Below are 18,988 nucleotides of genomic sequence, written 5' to 3' on the forward strand. Positions count from 1 at the left end.
CAACGCAAACAAGCCGGCCCCCTCTCGCTCGCGGTGCCAGCTTGCAGCTCTTTCGTCCCAGAATCCACTTGCTACGATTTTCCTGACAGTGTTATTGTTAAGTATATGAATCCTGCTTAGCGACTAGAGAAACTTCAGGAGGGTTTATGGCTCGTATACTTATTGCTGATGACTCCATCGTTGTTCGAGAATATTTGAAGGTAATACTGGAGCGAGCTGGCCATCAGGTAATTGCGGAAGCAACCCGTGGGAGCGATGCTTTTCAGAAATACATGATCTACCAGCCGGATTTGGTCACGATGGACATCAACATGCCCGACATGAACGGAATCGAGGCCGTCCAGATGATCCGGAGCCGATTTCCGGAGGCGAAAATCATCATCGTGAGCACCCACGGCCTGAAGCAGCTCGTCTTTGAAGCCCTCAAAGCAGGTGCCATTCATTACATCATCAAGCCGATCAACGAGGAGAAGCTGCTTGTTGCCATCGAAAGCGCCTTGGTCTAGGCCTTTTTTTATGTGTGCTGCAAGCAGCTCTCCTGTTCTTCCAGCGGAATGAGGAACTGGAAGCGCGTACCTCTCCCTTTGCTCGTGTTGATTTTCACGGTTCCACCCAGCCGCTCTACCTCCCGCTTGACGATCGACAAGCCGACTCCTCTGCCCGACCATTCGCTGACATTCCCGCTCTTTGTGCTGACATTCTCTGCGAACACGGTTTCGAGCCATTCCTGGTCGCTCCATTTGTCATCCCAGCCCTTTTCCAGCCCCACTCTTTTAAGCCGATCGAGATCGACTCCTTTGCCATCGTCGGAGATGGTCATGCGCAGCATGTCTCCCTCCCGCTTCACCTGGCAGCGGATAGTGCCCCATCTCGCCTTGTTTTGCGCCAGACGCTCCTCCTCCTGCTCGATCCCGTGATCCAGCGCATTGCTGAATACGTGAATCAAGCTGTTGATGAAGCCAGCGAATCGCTCCGGATTGACCCAGATGTCTTCTGCTTCGATCTGCAAGGGATACACCTGCTTCTTGAGACGGGCAGACATTTTCGTCACATAGTCGTCGTAGCGTGACAACAGCTCTGTAATCGGGCGGTTGTACAGCTGCTCGAACGATTTCAGCAGCTGGCTGTGTCCCTCCTTCCGCAAAAACGCAGCCAATTGCTCGGAAAAGGCGCTCCAGCGATCCGCCGGGAACGAAACCTTCTGCTCGTTCGTCTCCAGGAAGTCTTTGCCCAGCTGTTGCGTCATCACGTCCAGGTCAAGCCTGATGGCTGAGCAAATCGAATCGATTCCGCTCCGGATCTCGCTCTCCAGATCAACATCGTCTGCTGCCTGTCTGGCCAAAGCTGCCAGCCGGGACTCCAGTTCGTGCAGCTCGGCCGGGGTGTGGATCAAATAAAACTGGCTGAAGTCGCCCTTGAACTGGTGCAGCCGGTAGATCAGCTGGTACAGCCTTTGTGCGTGCTCGCCCTTGTCTGCCCAGATGTCCTTCCACCCGGCCGTCACAAAGGAGGTAAAGCTCTGCAGGACGGTCCGGAACAGCTCATGCCCGATCGCCACCGACACGGCCATTTTCAGGCACTGCCATTCCTGCTCCATCTTGCTCTCCAATTCCCGCTGTTCGCTCAAGTCTGTCAAAATGAGCATCAGCCCTTCGGAATTTTCTCCTCGCTCATCGTTGATCTGCTTGCACTCCACTTTCAGCGGCAGCTTGTTCACCGTGAGCTCCGTCGGGAACAAGCTGAGGTACAGCTCGCGCTGGGCCTGGTTTTCCAGCCCGAAATACTTTTGCAGCAGCGATTCGATGAAGGCCTGGTCTTCCTTGTTGTCTGGATACAGCAGTTCCGCGACGGACAAATCAGCCAGCTCCTTGCCGAAGATGCGGACACACTCGCGGCTGTACTCGGAATGAATGCGCAGGTTGCTGCCAAACGACAGGAATCCTTGTCCGGCGTTGTCCAGCAAGTTTTTGTTGGCTCGCAGCAACGTCTTGATTTCGTCGGTGCGTTCGGCGACGATCCGCTCCAGCGAGTGGTTCCACTGCTCCAGCTGATGGTACAGCCGGGCGTTTTCAATGAAGGTGGCGATTTGCGAGAACAGCAGACGCAGCAGTTCCGTCCGCTCCTTGTTAAACACGTGGGTGGACTCGTTGTTTTCCAGATAGACCACGCCGACCATTTTTCCTTGCTGCCACAGCGGCGCGCACAGAATCGACTTCGGCATGTTTTTCGCAATGTACGGGTCCTTGAAAAACACGGCCTCGACGTAGGCTTCGTGGAGCACCAGCATCTCTTCGGTGCGCATGACATAATTCACCGTTGCGACAGACAGCAGGCTGCCTTGCTCGTACGGCAGCGACTGCAAGATTTCAATGTCTTCGTCGATGCTCCCGGCGGCTTCGATGAACCACTCGCTCTCTTTTTTCAGGATGATAAAGCCCCGCTGTGCGCCCGCATTGCTCATGACAGTGCGCAGCATGGTGTCGAGCAGTCTGTCCAGCTTGATTTCGCTGGCGATCATCTGGGAAGCCTTGATGACCGTCATGAAGTCCACCATGTCAGGGGCTGCCACTGCCATTTCTGCGCTCCCTGAGTGGTTGTCATGCTGCTCCAGAAGGACGGGGTACCGCACCTCCAATTGCTTGGCTTTGGCGATTGCGCCCCACTCCATGTAGGCAAGGTGGGCCTCGGACATGTAGACTCTGGCGATGGTGTTCATGCCCAGGTGGAGAAAGTGTCGGGCCGCCAGCTCATAGCCGAGCGCTTCGTTTTGCAAAAAGCCGTTTTTCTTGGCGGACGAAATGGCCTGCTCGTAATAGGCTGTCGCCGCCTGGGCATTGCCGTTGACGCGCATCCACTCCGCCTGCATCAGCAGGTAGCGGTGCTGGAAGTTTTCCGCGCAGTGGTCGGCCCAGCGCTTCATCTGCTTCAGGTTCTTTTTGATCTTTTTCTCAAACTTGCGCCTGTCGGACCGTCCGGCGTCCAGGTACAGCCCTGTGAGCGCGAGCGTCTGGATAAAAAGGTGCTCGCAGACCAGCAGCTGTCCGCTGACCGTCTCCATCCACTGCTCGGCCTCGGTTGTCAATTCCGCAGCTTCCCTAAAGCGGCCGTACAGCAGGCACACCATCGATTTGTAGTAGTGATACATGTAGCGCTTGTAGTTGGTGCCTTCCGCCAGCAATGCTTTGACGTACGCTCCCTCATCGAAGCCTTCCGCGCAAAACGCCGTATGGTCGTCAGGCTGCACTGCCGTCAGACCATGCAAAGCCTGTTTCAAAAGCAAGAGGCGGTCGTCGTGATCCACCACCTTGAGTTGGCGGATCAGGTCGGCATACTGCCCGATCTGCTGATGAAGTTCCTCGATCGGCGAGCCGCAGAACAGCATCGCCTCCAGCAGGGCGTGCGCATTGTAGGCGACGTAGATGTTGCCCCCGCTCTCCAGGCCGTGCTGGATCGCCTTTTTCAGCAGCGGAATGTTGGTTTTGGCATGCTCGCGCCAATGGTTAATCATAACGGCAAAGGCCCCGTACGCCTTGCTCATCGCCATGGGATCGTGAAAGCTGTCGGCGACGCTGCAAGCCAGCAAGCCGTATTCATACCCTTCCTGATAATTGCCGAACCGTGTTGCCTGCACGATCCCGTATCCGGTATAGCCGTTAGCTGAAGCCGCATCGTTGCCGTGCACAAGCGACAGATGGAGCACGCGCAGGATAGTCAGGGCAAACCAGTTCATGTCGACATAGTAAGAGGAAGGCCCTGCATAGCTGATGATGTTCATGGCCAGCCGGTAACTTTCATCCGGCATTTGGGGGATGTAGAGCAGTTCGTCTGCTTTGCGCCCCTTGAGGCTTCGCTTGATCTGCCACATCTCCTTGAGAATGTCCAGCTTCCCTGGCTTGGCCGGAATGTGGACGCCGAGCAGTTGCAGGGCCTGGTTGGCAATCTCGACGACAAGGGGAAATTTCGCGAGGCTGGTGTACATGTGCACCTGGATTTCCAGAATCCGCACCTGCTCGGCATTCGTTCTGGCGTACTGCTTGACGAGCGCAAACAGCGATTCCGCCGTATCGAAGTTGCCGCACAAATACTCCGCTTCCGCCCTCCTCGTGTACAACTCCACCGCCAGTTGGCGATCCGCTTCCCATCCTTCTTCCCGCAGCACCTCGGTCCCCTGTCGGAAAAATTTCAGGGCCGCGTCAAAGGCTGTCGACAGCCTGGCCCTCTGGCCCGCGAGCAAATGACAGTGTGCCACCTGGATTCTTTCCGTCTGGTCCTCGATCAGATCTGCTCCCAAATACATGTGGTTGCACACTTCAAACAGAAGCGGTGACTCGAAGGAATCGGAAAACTCCTGCATCCGTCTACCCAGCTTCAGGTGTACCCTTTTCCGTTCGACTTCGGACAGCAGGGAATAAGCCGCCTGATGAATGCGATCGTGCAGGAAGGTGAAGTTGATTTTCGCATGTATGGCGGCATCATCCTCCTCCAGCGCCGCATACGCCAGGTAGCTGTCGCCTGCCAATGGATACAGCAGCCCTTCTTCCACGGCCGGCCAGAGGTGGCGGATCGCTTCCGATTCTTTCTGGTTACGCGCGCGTGCCACCATGTGCAAATAAAAGTGGTTGCCCAGGCATGCCGCGTACGCCAGCAGCTTTTGGGTCAGCATCGGCAAGAGCCGAATCCGTTCGACCAAGAAATCGGCTACATTTTCCGCCGCCCACAGCTTGTCGATGTCCTCCAGCTGCCACGTCCAGCCGCCTTTGTCCGCTTCGTATTTCAGCAAGCCTTTATTGTACAGGGATTTCACGAACTGACGGGTATAGAACGGGTTGCCCGCCGTTTTTTTGTGCACGATGGACGCCAGCGGCTGCACCTTCTGCAGTTCTGCCTGAAAGGAGTCAGCCAGCAGCTCGGCCACCTCTCCCGCCTTCAGCGGATGCAGGGACAGCTGGCGCAAAATCTGGTGCCGGCTCCCCTGCTCGATCAGTGCCGTCAAGAGCGGATTGAGCGGGCTGCTTACGCTTTCCCGGTAGGAGCAGAGCAATAAGAAGTGGTTCTCCTGCAGGTCCCCGATCATTTCCTGAATCAGAAACAGGGATGAAGGGTCCGCCCACTGCAAATCGTCGAGGAACAGGACGAGCGGGTGCTCCGGCTTGGCCCAAATGCGCACAAAACGTTGCATGACCATCTGAAACCGGTTCTTCGCCTCTGTCGCGGGCAGCTCCGGCACATCCGGCTGCTTGCCGATGACCATTTCCAGCTGCGGCATCACGTCGACAATGACCTGTCCCAATCCCTGCAGCTCTTCCGTGATCGTTTCCCGCCACATGTGCAGCTCCCGCTCATTACCCGCCAAAATTTGCCGAATCAAGTCCTGAAACGCCAGCAAAATGGCGGAATAGGGCACGTTCTGCTTGTACTGATCGAACTTCCCGGATATAAAGCGCCCCCGCCCTTGCAGAAAGGTCTTTTGCGCCTCCTGAACCAAGGCCGACTTGCCCACGCCTGCATTTCCGCTCAGCATTACCAGGCGCGTGGCCCCGTCGCAGATCTGCTCGAACGATTCGCTCAGCAGCGCCAGTTCCGGCTCCCGGCCGTACAGCTTTTCCGAAATGTGCAGTTGGTCGGTGCGGTCCTGCGTACCCAACGGAAACAGTGGAATACCGCCATCTTCCTGCAACTGCGTCAGGCAAAGCTGCAGATCGTAAATGAGTCCGGAACTGCTCCAATAGCGATCTTCCGCGTTTTTGGAAAGGCACTTCATCACAAGATCAGATAGCACGATTGGAATAGAAGGGTGACTCTGGCTGGGAGAAACGGGCTTTCTGGCCATATGGGCATGCACGAGTTCCAGCGCGTCCGCGAAGAGGAAAGGGGGCTTTCCTGTGAGCATCTCATAAACAGTGATTCCAAACGAGTAAATATCCGAACGGCAATCGACTGTCCGATTCATCCTCCCGGTTTGTTCCGGTGAAATGTAGCGCAAGTTCCCTTGCCACTCTTTTGGATTCATCGCGCTCTGGTATTCCTGATAGAGACGGGTAGCCAGGCCGAAATTGGTGAGCTTGACGTCCAGGCTGCCGGGACGAACCAATATGTTCGCAGGATTGATGTCTTTGTGGACGACCCGGTACTGGTGGATCGCTCTTATGCATTTGGCCAAGGAAAGTGCGATCGAAAGAATCTCTTTCAACGACAACTGGCGCATTTTCAGCAGGCTGGAGAGCGGCAAGCCGCCAAAATCTTCTGTAATGAGCAGAGTCTCCCGATCATTATGAACAAGCTCCACCACGGATTCGACCGCTTCCGAACGGATCGATTCCAGCAGCCGGTATTCGTGTTTCAGCTTCCAGATCGAGTCGCTGCGGGGGATTCCCTTTTGTGCCGTCCTGATGATGACCGGAAGATTATCCACGCTTCTGATTCCGCGATAGATGCCCGAATTTACATGATTTGAGACGAATTCCACATTCCTGTACCCAGGAACTGACAGCTTGCCGCTCATTCTTCTTTCACTCCATTTTGATAGGCCTTTGCTAATAAAATATTGTTGATTGTTTTGGAATCATCTATATTGAAACTATATTCTGACACAAATTGCCAATCATCAAAATCATGAATCGGGAGGGACTGCCTATGTCCAATTTAAGCCGTACTGTTGGAAATCCTCACAACGGGGAGACTGTCACTTTTCTCAAGACGACCGAGGAGACGAATGGAGAGTACCTGTTATTCCGAACCGACCTTCCACCCAACATTGGAATCTTCTTGCATTATCATACTGAACTTGTGGAAACCTTTGAAGGTGTCAGCGGAAAATTAGAGCTGACGGTCGACGGAAAAACGATCATCCTGCAAAAGGGGGACAAGGCGGTCGTTCCACTGGACAAGCACCACTGCTTCCAAAACAACACCAAGGAAACGGTCAGCTTCAACGTCGAGATCCGGCCGGCGGGACAATTCGAGGCGTTCGTCCGCTGCGGCTACGGTCTGGATACGGATGGACGGAGCTTTTACATGCCGTTTCTGAAGCAGTATTTACCCAAAAACATCTTGCTGCTTGGCACCCTCTTTCAAATGGGCGCCTTTTATCTCCCATACCTGCCGATTTCCTGGCAAAAGGGGATTTTCGGCTTGCTCGCCAGGCTCGCTGCCTGGACCGGCGCTGACAAATCATTGTACAAGTACTACATTCCTTCCCACCAAGATCAGCGTATTTCCGGATAATCCCTCCTCCTCATCAAGAATTGCACCTTCAGCAAGAACTACTCCGCAAACAAGAACTACTCCACTTGCAAGAACTATTCCATCATGAGAAAAACTTGAGTGCAGCCGAAAACTTTGCTATCCGAAGCCATTGCACCCAAAGGGCAGAATGATCGCTTAGTCGCATGGATGTCGATTCTTCATCTGTACAAGGAAAAGCACCCTGACTGTTTTCCACGCCAGGATGCCACACGCTCCCCATCGTATCAGATGAAAGGCTCCTCAGACAAGCTAGAAATTGAAGTTTTTTACAACAACTGTGATGCGGGAAGCAGCCGTCCTTGTCCCGACTACCGCGCAGTGTTGACCGGGCGAATCTGCGGCTCCAGCATCAGCTGATACGCCGGGACGAATTTGACCGCTTCGGCTGGCAGAGGCTGTCTCGCCGTCTCTGCTCCAGTTGGGGAAACGGGCAGATCGGCCTTCGAGTCAGGTGCCAGCAGGAAAAAACTCGCCACAGCCCCTGCCGCGAGCAGCAGGAAGATGCTTACCATTGCTGTCGACCTTTTCCGAAACAGCTTCAGCAAGGGACTGGCGGTCTCGCTGCGCACCTCGTCCAGCAGCTTGCGGAAATCGGCATGCCGCACCGCCAGCCAGCGCTTTTTCCACGCCTTGTCGCGCAGACGTCTCCCATTGTTTTCGAGCAAAAAGGATTTGAGCACCTGACGGTAACCAGGCGAGATGGATTTGGCCGTGAAAAACATGCGCTGCGTCATGCTCCACAAAACGAAGGCATAGACCGCTTCATCGCCGCCGCTCTCGCCGACAAACCGCAGCATGTCGGCATAGGCAAAGGAATCCTGCCTCTTCTGCCCGGTCCGATAAAAAGCGAGAGCGACGAGCGGGAAGCTGTCCGGCTCGAGCGGATGCTCCAGCAGGCCTGTGATCAGCTTTTGCAGGAACGCCGTCTCCCGCTCATCCCACTGGCGGAAAAACGGCTCGGGCAGTGGCACCTCCCGGCTGTCTGCCAAAGCAGCCATCTGGGCGATGTACTCCAGCTTCTGCCTGCTCTCCAGGTTCAGCCCGCCAAAGAACGTCTGCGGCTTATCCTCCAGGAGGTTCATGATCTTGCCGAAGTCGCTCCACGCCAAGGCGTCCAGAGCGAGCTGCCCCAGCAAAGACTTGTCCAGCTCGTCCAGCAGCTCGCCTGCATACCGATCAAAGCCGTCCTGTCTCATAAAGAAATCGTGGATGTGCAGAACGGCCTGCAGCGGATGCTGTTCGCAGGCGAAGAGACGGAGCATCTTTTCCCGCGCAGCGGCCAGGAAGAACGGATTGTGCAGGGCAGGCGGAGCCGTCCTGGACCAGAAAACGAATTCCTGCAGCACCTGGTCCATCTGCGAAAAAGACGCCAGCCGCTCGGCCAGATAGTCTTCAAACAGCGGCTTGACCAGCTCCTTGCAGCCGAGCACGCTGCGCATGAAATAGGCAAACAGCTCCGGCCACTCCGCCAGTTGCCGGTACACGTCGGCGGCGTAAGCGCTCTGCTGCGCCGCCTTTGCTTGCAGCAGGAGCTTCATCAGATGGGTGACGAGCTCGCCGGATACGCGCTCTCCCGAAACGGCACGGTATGCACCCAGCATTTGCCTGATCGTCTCGCTGTCGGGCAGCCTTTTCACCGCGAGCGACTTCGCTTCCGCCCGAAACAGAGTATCCCGCAAGCGAAGCAGCCGGGTCTTGTCCTGCAGCTGCACCTGGTTCAAATAGTGCTGGAGCACCTGCCAGATGCCTGCGCGGTTTTGCACCCAGGCCGCCATGTTTCCGCTCTCGATGCCATACAGGGTACACAGCTCATAGCACGCAGACAGCCGCAGCTGCATGTCTGTATCGGCACCCGCCAGCACTTCCTCGCAAAAATCGTGGAACTGAGCGAGCAGTCGCGGCTCGTCCACATGCTCCCAGGCGTAATCGAGGTAGACGTGCTTCCCCTCCAGAGCATCGGCTTGGGGGATGCGTCCGTTTGCCAAGTCGAACAGGAAGTCCTTTTCCGTAATTTGCGCCCCTGCCCGGATGCTGCCTTTCTCCACGAACATGACGTGAATGTGCTTCTTGCTCTGCGGCTCGCTGCTGTAGGTGAGAAAGCCAAAATGCCTGCGCATCTCATACGGCAGGCAGCTGTACAAAATCTCAAGCAGCTTGCGGGCATCGTAGGAAGCGTCTGCCGGTTCTCCCGGCAAACTGATGTAGACCTTGCGCCTGGTCGACAGCGACGTCATCACAGCATAGAGCAGCTGCCGGAAGACCTGCTCGTCGATGCCGATGCTGTCCAGCCATCGCCTGCGTTCCGGGGTGCCGTCTACCTGAAAGGGCAGCTCGTCCAGCTCGGGCAGCTCCTTGCCCGCCGCATCGTCATGATAATCGGCAAAAGCATTCAGTCCGAACAGTCTGGCCGGGTCTTTGACAAACTCATCGCGCCGCTGCGCAGGGATGACGTAGTTGTGGCTGAAAAACGTGTTGCGCTGTCCCGTAAAGTCGGCTCCGACGAATACGCTGCGCCCGACGACCAGCTCGCCCGTTTCCGCCCGAAAACAGACAAATGCCTCCGGGTAGCGCTTCAGATTGCTTTCTCCCCGCTCTTGCAGCTGGCGCGGCGCATCGTAGGCGCAAAAAGGATGGAGCGTCTTCTTGATGAAGGCGTTGTCCAGCCGCGGCGATTTGGCGACCGTATCGTAGCCTTCATTGGAACGAAAAATGCCTTGTCGCCCGCGGGTGTAATACTGCTGCATGATGGGCTGACGGCTCACTATCGCTCCCTCCCTTCGATGTAGTCCAGCTGCTGCATGAGCCAGATGAACGGCTCATCGACGCGGATCGGCGTGACGACGCCGCTCACCTTTTGGTTGACCGGGTTGCTGCCCAGCGCGGAGACGGCGAAGTAGGCCGTATTGGTAAAGTAGACCTCCAGCGCGTCCTTGAATGGTCGATCCACCTTTTCGATGAAGCGGCTGATCTCTCCGTTGATGTTCGCAAATTCCGTCGTGTTCAAAAATTCTTTGTGCACGTAATTGCGGAAGACGTTGCTGTTGGATTTGATGTACTCGCCGTCGTCCTCCTTGATCAGGTGCAGCATGTCGCTCTTGGTCAGGACGACCGCTGTCGGGATATCCGTCTTGCTTCCTTGCTGGTAGCCGATGAAGTTTTCAAACAGCGTGATGACGACTTCGCGCGGCTCGTCGTAGCGGGCGGTGAACTCTCCCGGCTGGTCTCCTGCGCGCAGCATGACCCGGTCGCGGATCGTCCTGATCTGCAGGGGATCGACGAGGAACAAAATGCCCGACGAATTTTTCACGTGCGCCGCATACAGCTCCAAATACTCCCGATCGACCATACCCTCGCCTGCCACATCGAAAAAGACGAGGATCAGCGGAGCTTTGTCGCTGTCTTTGAAAATGAACTGAAAGATGAACGGCTCCTGACGCCGCTCCTTTTGCGTCGAATCGAGCAGCTGACCGCGCTCGAACAGCGGCGCCTCGTAATTTTCCCGGAACTTCCGGCTGATCTGGGCGTTGAGCGGCATGCACGCCGCATGGAAGTGGTTCGCCGTCGAGTTTTGCAAGGTGTGAATCAGCGACGTCATGTAGACGGACTTGCCCACCTGCGACGCTCCGACAATCGAGATGATGTTGCTCGGCGCCTTCCCGGCCGTGATCGGCAGCTCGTTGTGACACTTCGGGCACAGCCTGCGTTTGGAGACGACGCCGTAGCGGTCCGTCACCCCGACCAGGACGTTGTCCACATACAGACGACTTTCCTCGGGAATCGTCTCCGGATCGATCACGGCCTCCAGCTCGTCGATAGCATCCAGCCCGAACTTGTCCCGGTAGCGGTTCAGCAGCTCGTCCTCCTGCAAGGAGTAGTCCTCGTCGTCCTCGCGGTGATGGGCCGCGCGAAACACGACCTGGTCAGGCGCGTACTTGGCGAAGCAGTACGGGCAGACGATATCGTAAAAAGGCAGCCGTTCCTTTACTGGCTGTTTCTTTTCAAATATGTTTTTCAAAAAGGTCAGCATGGCGCTCCCCTCCTATTCGGGCATCAGTTCGTACCATTCCCCGTATTTTTTTCCGTCCGTAAAAAAGAGGCGGATGACGTCCTTCTTGCGTATCTCGATCGGCGGCAGCAGATTGACCCCCGGCTGCAAATCGCGGATAAAGGCGTACTGCGTGCCGTCGTCCTTGTGCGCAGGCGGCGAGCCTTCCTTTGTGACGTAGCAGAGCACCTCCCTCGGGACCGGGATCTCGGCAAAAATGCGAATCTGCAAGGACTGGTACGAGCTGAACCAGCTACGCTCCCGCTTGAACGAGTAATAGATCTTGGCCTTTCCCGTGCGGACGTGGACGATGTGCGACTCGCCCGCAGGCACGAGCATGACGGGCTTGCCGTTTTCCAGCCGGCACGGAAAAATACGGTAGGTGTAGCGCCCGATGCCCTCACTTTTTTCCCGCAAGCCTTTGTGCGCCTTGTATTCCTCACGCGTGTACAGCTTCAGCCGGGACTCATCGATTAGGCTGGCGTCGAATGGCTCTCCAAAGACGGAGCGGTGTATATATACGCACGGAATCCCTTCTGCCCAGTGCCAGTTGAGGACGTACTCTCCCTCCTGCAGCTGGCAGACGACATCCTTGATGGAGATTTCCGTTGTCTCTTCCCACTTGATCATGGCGCATCATGCTCCTACTCTACAGATCAAAACGTTTGCCAACGCGGCTGCCGGACTCCGTCAACCGCTCCCCTGAGCGCTTTCCGCGCACCCTGCTGGCAAAAGACGTCTGGCCGCCGCCTGCAGAAACAGGGACGACGGCGGTGAACAGCGTCATCACGACAGCCAGCAGGGCACATGCCATAAGCCGCACGGTCCAATCGATCCAGTCCACAGAGGTGAGCGCCGACTCCAGCAGCAAACCGGCGAGAACACCCGCGACGGCTCCGCCAATCGTAAAGCTTTTCGCCAGATGGCGGTTGTCAAAGATCAGGCCGAGCGCCAGCCCCAGTAATCCCCCGATCAAAAGCACACTTGCGACCCGCACGATGGCAAAATACGTGCTGTCTGCCGCAGCGCCTGTCCGTTCGCTGACCAGATTGCGGTTCTGGCGGCTCATGTCGTAGATTTGCCCGAAGATCGCGGACAGCTCATCGGCATGGTCTACGTTAAAGTACGTACCGCCTGTCTCCTCCGCAATCCGCTGCAACAGGTACGTCCCATCTGCGTCCACCTTGCTCATGCCTACCGTCTGTATGCGGACGCCTGCCTGCTTGTACGGCTCCAGCGCGGTTACCAGATCAACATTGCTGTAGCCGTCGGACATGAGCACCACGGTGCTGCTTGGATTCAGCTGTCCGGCCGTCCGCAGCTGTTCCAGTCCGGCCTGCAGCGCCTTGTCGATCTGGGTGCCGCCGCCTGGAGCCGGGTGGTTTTGCAATTTGGCGATAACCGTATCCCGGGTTCCCTGATCGCGCAGCTGGACGAGCGGCTGGAGCACTTCCGTACGACTATGAAAGGTAATGACTGCAATTTGCATGTTGCTGTCCATTTTGCGAACCACGTCGGCTGCCGCCTGAAACAATTGGCTGTTTGGGTCGGTCTGTCTCATGCTGTCAGACGTATCCAGCAGCATCACGATGTTGTCCGTGCTGCTGGTCCGCTGATAGGAAAAGCCGTACAGCAGCTGTAGCAGCATGGCTGCTGCTCCGACCATGACCAGCGTGCTTGGCACCAGCATCTTCCACGACGCCCCCACGTACCGCTGCTTCCAGCCGGAGCCGTTCAGGCGGGGAGAGATCATCTCGGCGACGAGGCACATCAGCCCGACGAACAGCGCGAATTGCCCGAAGTACAAGCCCATCAGGAGCCATTGCGGCAGCTCGGCGGACAGTTGGGACAGAATCACTTCCCCCACGACAAATCCGATCACTCCGCCGATCAGGCTGCACACGATCATGAGCAGGCTTAGCTTTCGTTGACTCATGACAATTCCACCTTTCCTTGGCGGTGAAAGACGTATCCGTTTTCTCTGTAGGAGGAATGGTATTTCTTGTTGTTGCGGTAATACATCAAGTCTTCCAGGCCAAATCCACCCATCAGGTTCAGTTTTTCAATGCCGCTCTTGCGCGCTTCGTGGATGCAGCCCTGCTTGTAGGTGCGCGGTGCTTCCCCCTCGCGCAGGACGTACCGGACGAAGTCGTTGTGCAGATCGGCAAACCAGTATTTCTCTTCGTACCGGTGCTTTTGCAAAAAGTGAAAGACCTCGATGTGCACCGCTGCCCGCTCCTCCAGTACGGCGGAAAGGTCGCGGAACAAGTCTTCCGCTGTCAGGGCCGTCCGGTTGTCGTAAGCCGCCGCGACGTTTGCCCTCGCCAACAGCTCCGCCTCGAACGACAGGGCAAAGGACGAGCGAGTCAAAATCTCATTGCGGCAAAAGGCGCAGAGCCGCTCGAGCAAGCCTGACACTCCGTGCCGCAGCAGAAGCGAGCCAGCACCGAGATGACGCTCGTCCAGATAAAACCCGTCGCCGCGCTGCTCCTCCAGGGAACGGATCGTATCCGCGACGACCCCCTCGTAGTACACATCCATGTTCTGGCCCAGATAATCCGCCGCTTCCCGCACGCTTGTCCTGGCGATGGATCGCAGCTGCTTTTGCAAATCCTCCAGCTGCTCCACCTGCTCATAAAGCCGCCTGTGCAGCTCTTTTGTCTGCCGCTCACAGTCCAGAAGCAGCCGCAGCGTCAGCTCCCGCTCGAGAATTTCCGTCTTTTTGCCGTACACTTTGGCGAGCAGATGGCGGACAAACGTCCTCACGCGTTCCCTGTCCCGGGTGAAAAATCCCCCAACCCGCACCTCCTGCTGATCGACTCGCTGCCGATAGATGTCCTCCAGCTCCGCTCTGGCCTGCTCCAGCTGCTTCTGCGTCTCCCTGATCCCCGTGCGCAGCTCATCGAGAAGATTCGCGCCATTGCCCATCTCCGCCGTCAGCTGGTAAGCCGCATAGAGACCATAACGGTCGTTATCCAGGACCTCCTGCGCGATCAGGTGAGCCAGTGAGCGGCTGCCGATGAGGCTGTCCAGCTGCAGCGCGGCCGGCTGAGCAAACTGCCTATCAAAAAAGCTCTCGCTGCTGCCGTCGTACAGCGCCAGCTCCGCTTCCCTTAGGCTCATGCCGCACAGCTCGCTGTAGCTGACACCCGAGGTCATCAGGCCGTTCATCTCCGCCAAGGTCCCTTCGTCGGGGAGCGCGGCGCTGACGATTCGCGCAAGATCGCGAGCCGCAAGCCCGAGGATCTCCCGCGCCTTCGTCTTCGGGAGGCAGTCGCCTTCCTGCAGCCGCTGCCAGTAACGGTCGAATACCGCAGATAGCACCGTCAAGGCGATCGCGTGCGTCGGGCGCTTCACCTTGGAAAGCCCGGCTGACGCAAAAGCCGCTCTCCCGCTGTCCACCGCGATGCTGCGCAAAAACTGCAGCTTGTTGTAGCCTTCGCTGCCCTCGCTGTGCATCGTCTCCGCGTCCTTGTTGTTCAAAAGGACCAGATTGCTGATCAGCTCGTTGTTTTCTGCCAGACCGCCGTTGAGAAACAGCCCATGCTCCGTCTTGTCGCCGAGCAACCAGGCGAGCGAGAACAACGGGCCGCGCTCCTCCAGCGCCGGCAGCCTGATTCCGTCCTCCGTCACCATCAGGTCGGCCCGGAAGCGGTAGTCGCTGCGCTGGTACTGGTCGACTTCCTCGAGAAACTGCACCCCGAGCGCAGAGGAAAAGCCGAAGCCATCGCCGCCGCTTTTTTCCTGCAGCAGTACGTACAGGTCAGCTGAAACGTTCTTGAACATTTCCTGCAAGTAGCTTTTCAGCAAGAGGGTCAGCTCCGGCAGCAGCACGTTGGCCGGATCATCTGCGCGTGTCACCACGGCGATGTTGACCTGCTGACAGGAGGCAAACAGTCTGGACGACTCCGCGACCCGGATGCTGACCTGCTTCATGAACCGGTTCAGCTCCACGATGCGCGACTCATCCTCCAGCAGCCGACTGTAGAGTCCTGCCCGCACCGTCTGTCGTTGGTCATCTTGCGGAGGCAGGCGGAAGCTTCGCACCTGTGCATGCTCCCACGTCTCCTCACAGTACACGTGCACGTAGAGAACGCCTTGGCTGTTTTGCCATTTCTGCGCGTTGATCCCGCAGACAGAGCGCAGCGCCTCCGAACTCTTGTCCCCGACGAAGAGGAACAGCACGGGATTTTGAATGCTTCGCTGCCCGTGCCCGCGATCCAGCTGCGCTTCCAAATCGTTCGCGTATTCGGTTGCGAATCTTTCCATCAAATCCTTCATGCTTCTCCCCGCCTATCGGTCCATTATTGCAGCGTCTTGCGCATATCGTTTACTTTTGCCCATACTTTTTTGTAAAAACGGTATAGCTCCTCGCCGTTCACGTACTCGTCGCGATCGTACTCCAGGTCGTTTTTGTTCCCTTGGAAAGCGGCAGCGATCTCATCGAGGCTCTGCAGCAGCGCGCTCGTATCCTCCGCCATGGTCAAGGCATCGCTCCGTCTGGCCGCCTTGCGAGTCAGCACTGCCCGCTTTTTGGCGTCGAGGGCGCGGAATTGTTCATATAGAGCGTACTCGACATGCTTGTTGACCTTCATCAGGTTGAGGAATGGGTCCCACGTCTCCTCTTCTTCGTCCTTGTCGTACACGTAGAGCGCGCCCTTTTTGCAGATCGTGCCGGTGTACAGCGCTTCGATAAAGCGGGTGATCAGCTCTTCTTCGCCCTGAATTGCACTGACAATTCTCTCCAGTTCAGCAATCTTGCGCTCGATTTCCTCGTATTTGCGCACTTCTTCCTCAACCAGACGGATCAGCTCAGGGTAGCGAATCAGGTTTTCCTTCGCCATCTCCTCGTTGATGCTGCCGAAAATGTCGCGGGTAAAGGCTCTCTCCAGCCCGTTTTCCATGAAGCCCTTCAGCTCGGTCAGGACGCGCTTGATCTCTCCCGGGCTAAGCTGGGCGCTGTCTTTTGGCAGCCCGCGCGATTGCAGATACGACGCCAGGTCAAACGGTCCGGTGATGATGCACTCGTAGCGGCTGCTGGTCTTGCTGTCGCTGCCCTTTTCGCGGATGCTGCCGTATCCCAGCGCGCGGTCGAACAGACGGCGGACGCCAGCGTTGTACGCCTTGATCCGGGCGTTTTGGTACGTGTCGCCCCACGATTTTTCAGGGATCGGCGACGGCAGGTACGCCCAGTTGTTCTTTTCTGTCTGCACCAGGTGGCGACCGATGCCCTCGCGCTCCAGAATCGTGCGTTCGTAGCTTTCCTCGTACACCTTGAGCGGGGTGTAGACGAACAGCGGAATGCCGTTTTTGGTGTTCAGCCAGAAAATGCGGTTTTTCACTTCGCTCTCTTTGACCGTGAAGCGGGAGCCGCTGATCGCTGTATTCTGATAGTTTTTGATCCCTTTCAGAATCGACGGCGCTTTGAGCGGCACCGACACAAATCCCCAGGATGGGAAGTGCATGTTGCCGAGATTGTTGCTCAAGTGGAAGACCGGGATCGCCTCGTCGTCCAGCTTGCTGGCGATCTTGCGCTCCACGATGCGGTCCAGCGTCTCGTCCTGGCCGTACTTGATCACCAGGAAATCCTCCATCGACTTGGTGATCAGCTCGCCGAATTTCTCCGTCAAAAAGTCCGAGATCGAGCTGATGATGTCCAGCTCCTGCTCCTTCACCCACTGGTCGGAGCGCTCCAGAAGCTCGCTCGTGAAGTCGCGGATCAGGTCGTCGGCATCCTTTTGCTCCAGAATGTTTCCGATGACCTTGGCGATGTCCGGCACGTTTACGATGTTCCAGTAGTACGTCTTGTTGCCGGTGCGGTCGCTTTCCTCGCTGCCGCTGATCAGGATGTCGCCGTTCTTTTCAAAGATCTGGTTGAGCGTGTTCAGCACTTCCGTAAACACGCTGTAGATCCGGTTGTTTTCCGCATTCAGGAGGCGATGCAGCTCTTCGTAAAACTCGATCATCTGCTCCAGCTTCTCCTGGTCTGCCAGCAGCTGGTATTCGTTGATCTTGGCATCGATGTACAGGTTTTTCTTTTTCTCCTTGGAAATGAACGCGCTGCGGGCATCGCCGAGCTTTTCCCGGGCGGTCTCGCGCGCACCCTCGATCTCGCGCGGGAAGCTCTCCAGATTGGCCTTCAGGCTCTCGACGTACGACAGGATCATTTTCAGCAGGCAGAAGCCCTTGTCCGAATAAATCAGGCGAGATGCGTAGAACGGCCCTTGCTGCGGATGCAGAAATACCCGTTTGATCATGTCGCCGAATACCGCGATCAGCTCGCCCGGCAGCTGCTTCTTGGCCTTGATGTACTGCTCCCGCGCCTTCGCCAGATAGCCTTGCTCCAGCTCGTGGTCGATGCTCACGACCTGCTGACTGATGACGTTGCTGTAGCTCATGCGCTCGCTGTTTTCATAGCCGGGCAGCGGCTCCGGCACACGCTCTTCAAACTTGCGGGAAACCGAGTCGATGTCGATGCCGAGCTTGCGGGCGAACTTCTCTGCGTCCTCCTGCGTCGGCGCGACTGTGAACATCTTCTCCATCTTTTTGAACAGGCGGTAAGCCAGATAGGTCGTCATCTCTTCGATCGGCAGGACCGCGGACGATGCCCCGATGACGTTGTACTGGTAGTTGGCTGCGTACGCTTTCGGCATCTGATTGATGTTCGTGCGGATGTTGCTGATGTAGTCGTGGATCGCAAACTCCTCGCCGGAGCGCTTTTCTTCGCTCGCCATGAAGTTCGTGATGTTCTCCGCCGTCACGTTCATGCAGTAGTCGTAGGCGTTTTCCAGCGCCTTGCCTTCCAGATTGGTGGCCGAAATCAGATGGCACAGGTTGAACGGCGGCATCGGCGACTGCACGGTCAGCACATTGCCGTACTGCTGACGGAAGCGCTCGCCCCGCTCGTCCGCATTCATCCAATAGTCCAGCTCTTTGAGCGCCGCGTAGCCGTTTTTCATGATGTAGTCGCGTGTGTGCGAGCTGAGGCTTTTGTTGGACAGGTTCACGTCCGGCGTAAACAGGTAGCCCAAGATGTTGACCTTGTCCACCCCGGCGCTGCCGAAGTCGCGCTCCAAAATTCCCCGCACGATGTAGGCAATATCGAGGAAGCAGCCGCTGCCTGTACCGCCGGAAAGCCCGCTTAACAGAAAGACGGTCAGCTTTTTGTTGGTGCCTTCGCACAGCATTTTGATCTTTTTCTCGATCGTCTGAACGACTTGCGTGATTTTCGTGAACAACAACAGGCGGCCAGCCTGTCTGACGCCCGACGCCCCGCTGATCCCGTCGGTGATGGTCAGCTCCGGCGACAGCCAATCGGTTATGTACGGCTCCAGGATGCTGCGGTTTTGCAGGACGCCGCCGATTTCAGGGTTGGAGAGCAGGACGAACTCGGTGACCGGGTCCAGCCCGATGCCCTTGTACTTCTTGTTGCGGTCGTGTTCATTGGTCTCGAAGGCGATGAACTCGATGTTGTCGGGCTTTTCCTTGCGCTTTTTGGACAGATGATCCACCGGCAGCTTGAAGCGGCGGTTTACTTGATACTTCAGGCGGAGCAGCGCATCGATGCCCGTCCCGCCGATGCCGATCACGAGCATCGGATTGTCGATGGTGTCCACCCGAATCTTGTCGCTGACGATTCCCCCGCCGAGCGATACGTCCAGCTGTTGAATGTGTTCCCTCACTACTGCTTTCATATCG

General features: G+C 56.9%; 9 protein-coding genes. 2 read left to right on the forward strand and 7 right to left on the reverse strand.

Annotated features, from left to right (window positions below):
- Positions 1–146: 146 nt before the first annotated feature.
- Positions 147–506, forward strand: coding sequence for a response regulator (locus tag ACFSO0_RS02165; protein WP_376875676.1), 360 nt, complete (start codon positions 147–149; stop codon positions 504–506).
- 8 nt (positions 507–514) lie between these two features.
- On the opposite strand, the gene ACFSO0_RS02170 is transcribed toward ACFSO0_RS02165, so the two are convergent.
- A complete protein-coding gene (locus ACFSO0_RS02170; protein ID WP_376875679.1) occupies positions 515–6,502 on the reverse strand; it encodes an AAA family ATPase in 5,988 nt (1,995 codons plus the stop codon).
- Positions 6,503–6,633: 131 nt separating this feature from the next.
- Here ACFSO0_RS02170 and ACFSO0_RS02175 point away from each other — a divergent pair, with 131 nt between their 5' ends.
- Entirely contained in the window at positions 6,634–7,224 is a 591-nt protein-coding gene (locus ACFSO0_RS02175) for a cupin domain-containing protein (protein WP_376875682.1), read from the forward strand.
- Positions 7,225–7,553: 329 nt separating this feature from the next.
- On the opposite strand, the gene ACFSO0_RS02180 is transcribed toward ACFSO0_RS02175, so the two are convergent.
- The 6 genes from ACFSO0_RS02180 to ACFSO0_RS02205 are packed head-to-tail and all read right to left on the reverse strand — an operon-like array spanning position 7,554 to position 18,984.
- Positions 7,554–10,007 (reverse strand): GAP1-N2 domain-containing protein, encoded by a 2,454-nt coding sequence (locus tag ACFSO0_RS02180; protein WP_376875685.1) that lies wholly within the window; start codon positions 10,005–10,007, stop codon positions 7,554–7,556.
- Positions 10,007–11,272: a TRAFAC clade GTPase domain-containing protein gene (locus ACFSO0_RS02185; protein ID WP_376875688.1), complete on the reverse strand. Its 1,266-nt coding sequence runs from the start codon at positions 11,270–11,272 to the stop codon at positions 10,007–10,009. Before ACFSO0_RS02185 ends, ACFSO0_RS02180 begins: the two co-directional genes overlap by 1 nt.
- 12 nt (positions 11,273–11,284) lie before the next feature.
- Positions 11,285–11,920 (reverse strand): beta-mannanase, encoded by a 636-nt coding sequence (locus tag ACFSO0_RS02190; RefSeq protein WP_376875691.1) that lies wholly within the window; start codon positions 11,918–11,920, stop codon positions 11,285–11,287.
- 19 nt (positions 11,921–11,939) lie between these two features.
- Positions 11,940–13,226 (reverse strand): vWA domain-containing protein, encoded by a 1,287-nt coding sequence (locus ACFSO0_RS02195; RefSeq protein ID WP_376875694.1) that lies wholly within the window; start codon positions 13,224–13,226, stop codon positions 11,940–11,942.
- On the reverse strand, positions 13,223–15,571 hold the full coding sequence (locus tag ACFSO0_RS02200; RefSeq protein WP_376875697.1) for a hypothetical protein: 2,349 nt from the start codon (positions 15,569–15,571) through the stop codon (positions 13,223–13,225). Before ACFSO0_RS02200 ends, ACFSO0_RS02195 begins: the two co-directional genes overlap by 4 nt.
- Before the next feature lie 23 nt (positions 15,572–15,594).
- The gene (locus tag ACFSO0_RS02205; RefSeq protein ID WP_376875700.1) at positions 15,595–18,984 is read right to left on the reverse strand and encodes a tubulin-like doman-containing protein; all 3,390 of its coding nucleotides are present in this window, start codon (positions 18,982–18,984) and stop codon (positions 15,595–15,597) included.
- Positions 18,985–18,988: the final 4 nt, after the last annotated feature.

The organism is Brevibacillus sp. GCM10020057 (genome assembly GCF_042683565.1).
GTDB lineage: Bacteria > Bacillota > Bacilli > Brevibacillales > Brevibacillaceae > Brevibacillus.